The sequence below is a fragment of the Enterococcus dispar ATCC 51266 genome, from assembly GCF_000406945.1.
GTDB classification, from domain to species: Bacteria; Bacillota; Bacilli; order Lactobacillales; family Enterococcaceae; genus Enterococcus_C; species Enterococcus_C dispar.
Window position 1 is genome coordinate 263,631 of record NZ_KE136354.1, and the last position, 11,139, is coordinate 274,769.

At 37.4% G+C, this 11,139-nt stretch carries 12 protein-coding genes; 10 read left to right on the top strand and 2 right to left on the bottom strand.

Annotated elements, in window-relative coordinates:
* Positions 1-94 precede the first annotated feature (94 nt).
* The 5 genes from RK01_RS01215 (at position 95) to RK01_RS01235 (ending at position 5,392) form a co-directional block, all read left to right on the top strand.
* A complete protein-coding gene (locus RK01_RS01215; protein WP_016171476.1) occupies positions 95-490 on the top strand; it encodes a GntR family transcriptional regulator in 396 nt (131 codons plus the stop codon).
* Positions 491-516: 26 nt separating this feature from the next.
* Complete coding sequence (locus RK01_RS01220; protein ID WP_229084794.1) at positions 517-1,899, top strand: DUF5808 domain-containing protein; 1,383 nt, start codon at positions 517-519, stop codon at positions 1,897-1,899.
* 269 nt (positions 1,900-2,168) lie between these two features.
* On the top strand, positions 2,169-2,294 hold the full coding sequence (locus RK01_RS01225; protein ID WP_034864617.1) for a hypothetical protein: 126 nt from the start codon (positions 2,169-2,171) through the stop codon (positions 2,292-2,294).
* Positions 2,295-2,338: 44 nt separating this feature from the next.
* Positions 2,339-4,033 carry an oleate hydratase gene (locus RK01_RS01230; RefSeq protein ID WP_016171479.1) on the top strand — a complete coding sequence of 565 codons (1,695 nt, stop codon included), beginning with the start codon at positions 2,339-2,341 and terminating at the stop codon, positions 4,031-4,033.
* A 345-nt stretch (positions 4,034-4,378) separates the two neighbouring features.
* Positions 4,379-5,392, top strand: a complete 1,014-nt coding sequence (locus RK01_RS01235) for a branched-chain amino acid aminotransferase (protein ID WP_016171480.1) — start codon at positions 4,379-4,381, stop codon at positions 5,390-5,392.
* A gap of 44 nt (positions 5,393-5,436) precedes the next feature.
* Here the strand turns inward: RK01_RS01235 and spxB are convergent, their stop codons facing one another.
* Both spxB and RK01_RS01245 read right to left on the bottom strand, forming a co-directional pair.
* Positions 5,437-7,161, bottom strand: coding sequence for a pyruvate oxidase (spxB, locus tag RK01_RS01240; RefSeq protein WP_016171481.1), 1,725 nt, complete (start codon positions 7,159-7,161; stop codon positions 5,437-5,439).
* A 141-nt stretch (positions 7,162-7,302) separates the two neighbouring features.
* On the bottom strand, positions 7,303-8,004 hold the full coding sequence (locus tag RK01_RS01245; protein WP_016171482.1) for a TIGR00266 family protein: 702 nt from the start codon (positions 8,002-8,004) through the stop codon (positions 7,303-7,305).
* A gap of 193 nt (positions 8,005-8,197) precedes the next feature.
* Here RK01_RS01245 and RK01_RS01250 point away from each other — a divergent pair, with 193 nt between their 5' ends.
* The 5 genes from RK01_RS01250 to RK01_RS01270 all read left to right on the top strand — a co-directional run bounded on the left by RK01_RS01250 (position 8,198) and on the right by RK01_RS01270 (position 11,138).
* Entirely contained in the window at positions 8,198-9,142 is a 945-nt protein-coding gene (locus tag RK01_RS01250; protein ID WP_229084797.1) for an alpha/beta hydrolase, read from the top strand.
* Between the two features lie 139 nt (positions 9,143-9,281).
* On the top strand, positions 9,282-9,551 hold the full coding sequence (locus tag RK01_RS01255) for a (4Fe-4S)-binding protein (RefSeq protein ID WP_016171484.1): 270 nt from the start codon (positions 9,282-9,284) through the stop codon (positions 9,549-9,551).
* 1 nt (position 9,552) lies between these two features.
* On the top strand, positions 9,553-9,822 hold the full coding sequence (locus tag RK01_RS01260) for a GNAT family N-acetyltransferase (RefSeq protein WP_016171485.1): 270 nt from the start codon (positions 9,553-9,555) through the stop codon (positions 9,820-9,822).
* Positions 9,823-10,043: 221 nt separating this feature from the next.
* Positions 10,044-10,280 (top strand): preprotein translocase subunit SecG, encoded by a 237-nt coding sequence (gene secG / locus RK01_RS01265; protein WP_016171486.1) that lies wholly within the window; start codon positions 10,044-10,046, stop codon positions 10,278-10,280.
* Positions 10,281-10,388: 108 nt separating this feature from the next.
* A complete protein-coding gene (locus RK01_RS01270) occupies positions 10,389-11,138 on the top strand; it encodes an alpha/beta hydrolase (RefSeq protein ID WP_016171487.1) in 750 nt (249 codons plus the stop codon).
* The last annotated feature ends 1 nt before the right edge of the window (position 11,139 follow it).

An 11,139-nucleotide genomic window follows, 5' to 3' on the forward strand; every position in this document is an offset into this window, starting at 1 on the left:
TATCTTATTTGGATTATGAAATAAGATACGCTTTTTATTTTATTGCTATCTTGTATTGTTTGTATTATAATTTATAATACAAAGGGGTGAGAGTATGTTATTAGAAATTAATACTCGTTCTGAGATTCCGATTTATCAGCAGTTAAGTGAACAGATTATCATGGGAATTGCGACTGGTGAATTGGCGCTTGGAGAAAGTTTGCCTACAGTTCGGCAATTAGCTGACGAGCTGGGTGTCAACACAATGACAATCTCCAAATCATACAATCAATTAAAAGAAGCAGGCTATTTAATTACCGATCGTCGTAAAGGTTCAATCGTGACCATGCCAGATGCTTACCATGAGAAAGAAAAAAATAATTTCAAAAAACGACTGGCACAATTATTAGCGGAAGCTAAAATTCATCAACTAGAAGTCACGGAATTAACCGCATTTATTGATAAAACATGGTCAAGTTTTGCAGATTTTAAAAGTGAAGAAAGCCAGTAACAACAACTGGTGACAAGGAAGAAGGAATGAAGATGCTTGTAATGATTCTAGTGGGAACCCTTATTTTTGTCGATATTATCATGGCTTTTTCATTGGGTCTGGCAGCTACGCCACATAAAAATGTGATTTTGGAAAATACATTGCCTAGTGAAGCTTTGCATACTCCTGAGGTAAAAGCTCTAACAAAAAGATACCGCACCCGACTATGGCAAATTGCGCTTATTTTCAGTATGTTGAATTTCACCATGTTTTTCACCCATTATGAGTCCTTTTTAATGACTTTGTTTTGGGTATTACTGCTTATCCCCATGGGTGCTTTTTATGGTACTGAAATATTTTATATTCGCCAAATGGCGCAGTTGAAAGTAAATAAAGGTTGGCAATTACCAGTCACACCAGTGTTAGTTGATACAAAATTAACCCTCACTAAAAATAAAAAAATGTTACATTTTGGGTATTTGATTCCCGCTTTACTCCTATCTCTTGGCTTAGCTTGGTTTATGCTAAGAAGTCAAAATGATGGGGCTGCAATTTTATCAATCTCATTAGTGATTGGTTGGTTCATTGCTTTTGCATGTTGGTATGGTGTAAAACGATTACCGGTAGCGGCACCAACAAATGTGGAAAAATTAAATCGTCAATACAATGATTTAACGAAGCATGATTGGTCAATTGTTGCCGTGGGAACAGCTTATGGTATTTTATTTGCGTTAGGATTGCCTTTTTTTGCCAGCCAATTAACGGGTATTTGGGCGCAAGTTACCATTTGGCTTATGCTGATTTTAATCGTTGGCTTTAGTTTTTTATTAGTTTGGTATCTAATCCGCTTGCGGAAAAAACAAGATGCTCTTTTAAATCAGGTAACGGATTACCGCTATCAAGGCGAAGATCAATATTGGCGTTTTGGTGTGTACATTAATCCTGATGATCACCGTTTAATGTTGCCCGATCGGATTGGGATAAATTTGACAATGAATTTGGGGCGGCCAGCCGGTAAAATTTTTATGGGAGCAATTGTGTTATTGGTAGTAGGTGTGTTATTTGCTACCCTAATTCCTGTGTATATGATGGACTTTAATAAAGAACCTTTTTCGGCTGAATTTAAGAATGAGGAATTGATTTTAAAAGCGCCTTTTGCTGCTAGTAGTGAAATTAAACTAAGCGATATTCAGCAAGTTGCATTGGTGAACGAGCTTAAAAAACCAATTGAACGGACCAATGGGTATGGAGGGGAAAACTATAGTACCGGTTATTATTTGGTCGCTAATAAAAAAGCGACCTTGTATTTGGATAATCGCGTCCGGCCATTTTTAAAGATTACCACCAACAAAAGGGATTATTATTTTACTTTTAAAGAAGAAGAAAAAACAAAACAGCTCTATCAAAATTTAGCTGGACAATTGCCATAATATTAATAACAAGCGCAGACCAACATTGGTTTGCGTTTTTTTATTTGCCTTTTTAAGAAGAAATGGGTTGAAAAAGATTTAATTCAGCTCTTATGAAAAGGAATACATATGTGCACTTTTAAACGTTTAATTTCTAGACAATGCAGAAAAATTGTCTAAAAAGAAAAGAAAAACAGTTGTTTATTTTTGCACAATAAATTATTCCGGACTATGCTTTATTTAGAAAAGAAAAAACCGTTGTAAAGTTTTAGTGAAAGGAAGTGACAATGATGAAAAAAGGATTGATACGTTTAGGTATTGGCGTTGCCGTTTTATCGCTTGGTGTTGCCTATGTAGCGAAGAAAACCGGCTTTTTTGAAGATGATAGTCATTTATACGATGAATTTGAAGCATAACAATTGGTAACCAATTGCAATGTTCCTAATTGGAGGGAATTATAATGAGAAAAAATAAAGCGATTATGATTGGTGCCGGCCTGGCTAATATGGCTGCTGCTGTTTATTTGATTCAAGAAGGAAAATGGTCAGGAGATAAGATTACATTTTATTCTTTAGATGACCATGGTTCAAATGACGGTTCTCCGTTAAAAGATGCCACTGATGACTATTGGAATGAAAATCATCCCTTAGAAAATCAAAAAGGCTATATCGCTCGTGGTGGGCGGATGCTAAATTACCGCACATACGTTGATTTAATGGACTTGTTAGAAAGAGTACCGTCTGTCACAGAAGAAAATATGACTGCTGCAGAAGATACAAGAGATTTTGATGCAAAACATCGGACTTTTGATAAGGCGCGCCTTTTACAAGGGGGCAAAGGAATTGTGAACGGCGGTCATTTAGGCTTTAGTAATAAAGATCGTCTCTTAATGACCAAGCTAATTGCGATGCCAGATTCTGAAGAAGAAAAACTTGATAATGTGACAATTGCAGAATATTTCAAAGACGATCCCGCATTTTTTGAAACCAATTTTTGGTATATGTGGGAAACTACATTTGCATTTCGTACGAAAAGTTCCGCGCAAGAATTACGACGTTATATGCATGAAATGATTTATGAATTTACGCAAATTGAACATTTGGTTGGGGTGAACAGAACCCGTTACAATCAATATGAAAGTATTATGTTACCTTTAATCAATTATTTAAAAGAGCAAGGAGTCAAAATCGTTTTAGATCGTTTAGTAACCAATTGGGATTTTAAAGAAACTTCGATGCAAGATGAAATTACGGTTACAGGCTTATATATGACCAATACGAAAACAAACGAAGAAGAATTTGTGCCAGTCGATGAAGATACTGCCGTGATTTTCACCAATGGTTCGGTTACAGATGCCGCCAGCTTAGGAGATTACGATACACCAGCACCGGAAAATATGGATTATGGGGCAGCATCTAGTTTGTGGAAAAAAGCTGCTGAGAAATTTTATAATCTTGGCAACCCAGATAAATTCTTTGCTGATCGAGATGCCAGTGAGTGGGTGAGCTTTACTTTAACGACTAAAAATCATTTATTACTAAATGAAATTGTGCGTATTACTACTCAAGAACCGGGAAATGCCCTGAACTCTTTCTTATCCACAACGCCGATTACGCCATTAAATCAAGTAGATGTCAATATGTCAATTGTCGTTCATCATCAACCACACTTTACGAGCCAAAAACCAAATGAAACAGTCATCTGGGGTTACTTCTTGTACCCTCGCCGTAAAGGTGAATTTGTAGATAAGCAATATATCAAAATGACAGGTAAAGAAATGGCACAAGAATTAATTGGTCAATTATCCAAAGTGGATCCTGGACCTGTAAATATTAAGGAACATGAAGAAGAAATCTTAGACAGTATTATTAATAACATTCCGGTTTACATGCCATATGCTTCTGCGTTATTTAATAATCGTGCGAAATCAGATCGACCAAAAGTCATTCCAAAACACAGTACGAATTTAGCTTTTACCGGCGAATTTGTCGAACAACCTTATCAAATGGTCTTTACTGAACAAAGTGCTGTTCGTTCTGGTGAAATTGCCGCATTCCATTTTGCGGGAATTCCAATGAGTCGTTTGGTTAAGACACCACGGTATGATAAAGATTTACCAACCTTAATGCGGGCTGCTAAAAAAATGTTTGAGTAAAAGTGTACCTTTTTCTCTAGTTGGCAATAAAATTGGTTAACCTAATTTAATAAAGAAGAAAAGAATTTGAGTGATGTAATCAAATTCTTTTTTTGTAGATAAAGAGATTAAAGGTTTTTATAAGGTAGAAGGCCATAAGTAAAAGACTGTTTGGGTATAGTTTTGCTTTTCTAGGTGTCTAACTACATGAAAGAACTTTCTACGGCAATAAGCTAAAATTTTAAGGAAATTTATTCAAATAAGACGGTTTAAATTATTGAAATTTTCAAAAAATTCATGACAAATGCTAGAAAGTGTTGTACCATAGCAAAAAGTACTTGAAGGAATAAAAAGGAGTGAAGCTGCATGGAAATAAATTGGAATGAATTAGGTTTTGATTATATGAAGTTGCCTTATCGTTTTATTGCCCATTGGAAAAATGGTGCATGGGATAATGGGCAAATAACAGAAGATGCATTTTTGCATCTCCATGAAGGGTCAACAGCTTTACATTATGGTCAGCAGTGTTTTGAAGGCTTAAAAGCATATGGGCGTAAAGATGGCAGAGTAAACTTATTTCGAGCGGGAGAAAATAGTGCCCGCATGAATCGCAGTGCCCGCCGTTTGTTAATGCCAGAAGTTCCAGAGGAAATGTTTATTGCGGCTATAAAAAAAGTTATTGCGGCAAATCGTGCATTTGTTCCACCATATGGCACGGGAGCAACATTATATATTCGGCCCTTACTAATTGGAGTTGGGCCAAACATCGGTGTGCATGCAGCGCCTGAATATATCTTTACGGTTTTTTGTATGCCAGTTGGTGCTTATTTCAAAGGGGGCTTAACCCCTACTAATTTTATTGTTTCTGATTATGATCGCGCCGCTCCCAAAGGAACAGGGGCCGCAAAAGTTGGCGGAAACTATGCTGCGAGTCTATTACCAGGAAAAGAAGCGCAAGCACATAACTTTTCTGATTGTATCTACCTTGATCCAGAAACCCATACAAAAATTGAAGAAGTGGGTTCGGCCAATTTCTTTGGTATTACGAAAAAAGGCCAATTTATCACGCCGAAATCGCCGTCAATTTTGCCAAGTATTACAAAATATTCATTATTGTATCTAGCAAAAGAAAGACTGGGATTAGAAGCTTTAGAAGAAGATGTTCCAATTGATGATTTGAATCGTTTTACAGAAGCAGGGGCTTGTGGCACAGCAGCGGTTATTTCACCTATTGGGGGGATTCAATATGAGGATACCTTTCATGTCTTTTATTCTGAGAGTGAAGTCGGTCCGGTGACGCAAAAGTTATACGATGAATTAACCGGAATTCAATTTGGTGACAAAACCCCTCCAAGTGGTTGGATTATTACTGTAGATTAAAAAAGCCATCGCAAATTTTGCGATGGCTTTTTTAATCTATCATTTTATTTAGCTAACAAATCTACCAAAGTTGGCATATCGTGAATTTCATAGCGTTCTTTATAAGCGCTAATTTGTTCAGAGCTAAAAAGATTAGAATCTAAAGCCATTGATTCCACTGGTAATGGGCGATCGTTGGCAATTTTTACTTCGATGACTACAGGACGGTCACTATCTTTAGCAGCATCAAAAGCAGGTGCCAATTGATCGTAATCTGTCACAGTAAAACCTTTTGCTCCCATGGCTTCAGCCGCTTTACCAAAATCAACATCATATAAATCAACCCCAAAAATGGCTTTGTTGGTTTCTTCTTGTTCAGCTTCGATAAAGCCAAGGGAATCATTTGTCAAAATAACATTGATGATTGGCAATTTGTATTTGACTTGCGTAATAATATCTTGCATATTCATGGCAAATCCGCCGTCACCATTAATTGTAAAGACTTGACGATCTGGATAACTTAATTGGGCACCAATAGCTCCTGGCACGGCATACCCCATAGTTGCAAACCAACCAGAAGTAGTAAATTGTTGTTTACCATTCATTTCTAAATGACGCACTGAATGAGTGGTAACATTCCCTACATCAACAACGAAAATCGCATCATCTTTAGCAATTCGGTTAATTTCTTTATAGACAGGTTCTGGACGCATTGGTTTCCGATTATCATCGTAAAAACTATGACGCCAATTGTGCCAATTCTTAATATTTTCTTGGTTCGCTTGATACCATTTATCAGCTGGACGAGATTGGCCAAGCTCAGTTAAGCGTTGTAGCGTTAAAATCCCATCACCTAAAATTGCTACATCCACGTCATGACGACGACCAAATTTTGAACCATCAATATCGACTTGCACAAATTTGGCATCTGGATTAAAGAATGCGCCACCAAATGGGAAATTACTACCAACCGAAATAATCAAATCGGCATGAAGCAAAGCTTCATTAGCAGGTTTGGTAGCGACACGTGCAGCAGAACCTAAGTAATTTTCATAGTCATCGTTAATAATGCCCTTAGCTAAAACAGCAGCTGCAACCGGCATACTAAAGTGTTCAGCAAACGCCTTAACTGCATCTGCACCACCACGTACCCCTTGGCCAATGTATAAAACAGGTTGTTTAGCAGCTTGAATTAAAGGCAAAGCCGCTTTTAGTTGCGCTTCATTAGGTTGGATGGTAGCGGTTTGATAAGTTGCAGCAGTTGAAACAAAAGTATCGTCAATTTCTTTATAACCATAATCCACTGGAATTGTGACAACAGCTACACCACTATGACGATAGGCTGCTTTAATCGCTTCATCGATTACAAAAGGTAAACTTTCTGCATTCATCACGGTACGGTTATATACACTAACATCAGCAAAAAGAGGGTTTTCATTTAATTCTTGGAAAGCATTGGTATTCATTGCAGTGGAGGCAACTTGTCCAAGCAATGCCAATACAGGAACATTATCCATTTGAGCATCATAAAGTCCGTTAATTAAATGAGTAGCCCCAGGACCCGCAGAACCAAAAACAGCACCAATTTTACCAGTTACCTTGGCATCTGCAGCAGCAGCTAAAGCACCGGTTTCTTCATGACGGACTTGAATGTACTTGATATGATTTTGTTCGTCGAATAAAGCATCCATTGTAGAGTTGAAGGAACCGCCAGGTAAACCGTATAAGTGATCAATTCCCCAATCTTCCATGACTTTTAACATTGCAACGCCGGCATTGATTTTTGTCATTTTTAAACACTTCTTTCTTATTTTTATCGAGCATATTTAAAAAGTAGGCTCGTTTTATTGACCTAATTTCATGGTACTGCCAATTGAAAAAAATTGCCAATATTCTTACTCAAAGTAAGTGCGAAGAGGCGGTTCATTCATTTAATTATTGCTAGTAGGGATAAAAGGTGCAATCAGACTAGCAAAAGCTTCAATGTTACGGCTTTGGATAATTATTTTTCCCTGACCAGAAAAACGATTCACTAAACCTTCGCCCGTTTTAAAACCAAACGTTCCGGAAGCAAATTCAATGTGATAATCAAGTGATTTGCTCCAAGCTAAGACATGTTCATTATCGACAACAAACTGTTGGTTACCATCCATCGTGATTTCTACCAAGTCACCATAACCATTGATTAACATCATACCTTCTCCAGCGGTCTCCATTACAAATAAGCCGCCGGTACCACCAAGTAGAGCGCCTTCTAGCTTTTGACGCTGCATGGTATAAGAAACGCTGCTTTCACTCGCTAAAAAAGCACCTGTATTTAGCCGCCATTGAGTAGGACCGATTGGTAATTCACGAATAGTACCAGGAGTAGAAGGGGCAATCGTAACTTTTGCATCTTCTGCATCCCCGCGTACTTTTGTAATAAAGAAACTTTCCCCGCTAGATAACGAACGACCAAGGGCCCGGACCATTCCCCCTAGTCCTTTTTTGCCGTTACTGTTCATATGACCTTCTAATGTTACTAAACCATTGTGATATACCATTGAACCAGGTTCAATCTGGACTTCTTCTCCTTTTTGTAATGTGATGTCCACTAAAGGAAAAACAGAAGTAGAGCTCAAGTTGTATTTCATTTGCTAACCTTCTTTCCGTTTTATACATTTATTATAGGACAAACAAGGCTTTTGACAAAAAAATTAACTTCTGACTAAGAAGAGGGTTATTGATGGTGGTTTGATTTTTGTAATGATAAACTAAATGAAAGAGAAGGTTCACAAGGGGCGGGCAGCAAGATTGTTGAGTTTAGAATAGAAATAGGTGACGTGGATGTTGATGATTATCGGAATAATTTTAGGAGTAATAGGGATTGGGGTGCTTTTTTATTACCATTATTTAAGGCGTTGGGCACGTTTTTTTGTTGACGCCACAGTGGAAAGAGACAATCATTGGTATTTAGCAAAAGGGCAGGCATCTTTAAATCCCGCAGCTAAAAAAGAAGAGCCTACAGAAGAACTTTACAATTTTTGGTTAACGGAATACGAATGGGGGGCAATTAGTTTTGATCAACAAAACCTAGTCGCCTCGACATTTTTACAAGATAGTAATCAGTGGGTAATTTGTGTCCATGGCTATCGTAGTACAGGTTTTGATGAGATGGCCGCAGCCGCAAAAACGTATTTTGACGCAGGCTACAATGTTTTAGTCCCCGATCTTAGAGCACATGGCCGCAGTAGTGGTAAAATTATCGGGCTTGGTTGGTTGGATCGCTTGGATTTGATTACTTGGATAAATCTTATTACAGATAATAATCCCCAAGCACAAATTATTCTTCATGGTGAGGGAATGGGAGCTGCAGCTGTTTTAATGGCCAGTGGGGAAAAACTACCCGCACAAGTAAAGTTGTTAATTGCTGATAGTAGTTATACTTCAGTTTACAGTGTTTTTAAATATCAATTGCATCGTTTGACCCAGTACCCTGTTAATCGCTTCATGAGTTTAGCCAATAATTATGCTAAAGAGCGGATTGGCTATTCTTTAAGAGAAGCTTCCGTTACGAGACAGTTGGGTAGTAATCATTTGCCAGTTTTGTTTTTACATGGTCAGAAAGATCAATTTATTTTGGCTAAAGAAACAGATACCTTAATGGAAGCAACCGCCGGAGTTAAAGAACGCAAAATTTTTGAAAATACTGGACATTTAAAAGCTAAAAATGACCAACCAGAAGCTTATTGGCACACTATTTGGTCTTTCATCCATAAAAATTTAGGATAATTTGCTTGAAATTAGAACGGTTTCAAGAAAAGGATAATTATTTGTTTAAACAGGATACTACTGATAAAATGTAAGTGGTTATGGAACTGTTTATCACAGAACCAATTAGAGTTGTGACTCGCAAAAAGGAGGTCAGCAGATGGAAGGTAATAAAATCAAAGACTTAGAAGTCACTGAAGAAATGTTAATTGCCGACGGCTATCGCAAATATTCTGGCAAAGATATCGATATTTATTACAACAAAGATATTTGTGCCCATGTGGGAAATTGTGTGCGCGGAAATAGTGCAGTATTTGAAGTGGGACGCAGACCCTGGATTTTAGCAGATAATGCTAGCGCTGATGAAGATGCACAGGTTATTAATACTTGTCCAACAGGGGCATTAAAATTTATTCGAAAGGATGTTTAAAATGGAATTTAAAGAAGAAAAAGATCGCTTTGCAGTATATGATGATGGAAAAGAAATTGGGGAAATGACATGGTCCCCTGCTGACAACATGATGATTATTGACCACACTTTTGTTGATCCAGCTTACCGGGGACAAAAAATTGCCGAAAAACTGGTTTTACATGGGGTTGAACGTGCGCGTCGAGATGATTTGAAGATCATTCCATTATGCCCATTTGCTAAAAAAGAATTTGCAGAAAAACCTGAATATGGGGACGTTTTACGCAAATAATTTATAGCTAGATTTTCAATAAAAAGGAGGTATGACAAAATCTTGTCACACCTCCTTTTTTGCGCTTCAGGCTGATATTTATCAAAGTGACTGGAGAATGTTAGTAATTTACCGCTACTTAAAAGAATAAAGTATTTTTGCTAGGACTATTCTCTATGGTAATTAAGGGCTATTTATGCTAAAGTAAAATGGATGAATTGTATTTAAGGAGGAAGCGGCGAATGTATAATTTTTTATTAGGCGTAGTGATTGTGCTTTCAATCATTATCATTATCGCTATCATGATGCAGCCGAGCAAACAAAATAGTGCAGCTAGTGCCTTTACTGGTGGGGCCGATCAGCTATTCGGAAAACAAAAAGCCCGCGGTTTTGAAGCTGTTATGCAGCGGACAACAGCAGTTTTAGGTGCTGTTTGGTTGATTTTGTTATTTGTATTAGCCTTTTTATCATCAAAATAAACGGATAAATCCGATCATTTTTTTGGCTGAAGCTTGTGGCGTGTCCTGCGTCAGGTTTCAGCCTTCTTTTGTTTTTATGGTAAAATTGGGCTATTGAGGTGAGAAATCGTGGAAAAAAAACCAACATCATTTTTTACAGCTAAAGGAAAAAAAGCTGTTTTACTCTTTCATGCTTATTCAGGCAGCCCCAATGATGTGAGAATGTTGTCCCGCGCATTGGAAAAAGAAAATTATACCGTCTATGCACCACTTTTTTCTGGTCATGGCACGATGGAACCAAAAGAAATTCTAATGACTGACTTTCAGCAGTGGCAAGAAGATGCAGAAAATGCGTTCCAATTTTTAGTTCAAAAAGGTTATCAGGAAATTGCGGTTTTTGGACTTTCGATGGGTGGTATTTTTGCTATCGACTTATTAACCAAAGGCTATCCAGAAATTATTACAGGCGGTTCTTTTTGCTCGCCTTTATTTAAAACTAAAAATAATGTACCAGAAAACTTCTTATTATATGCAAGACAAATGTATAATCGTCAAAAAATTATAGATAATGCGTTAGAAGAAAAAATTACAATTTTAAAACCACTGGTAAATGAACAATTAGAAAAAATTGAGGCTTTTGGTGTAAAAGTCAGCCAAAATCTTTCATCTGTACAAGTACCAGTCTACTTAGCACAAGGTGGCGCTGATGAAATGATTGACGCCCAAACCGTTTTTAAGACAGCAAATGCTTTAGAACAAGTAGACTTAACTGTAGCTTGGTATGCCAAAAGTGGTCATGTGATTACCATTGATCCGGTACATCAACAATTTGAAAAAGATGTCATCAACTTTCTAGCCACGCAAAATGAAAAGAGGTAGA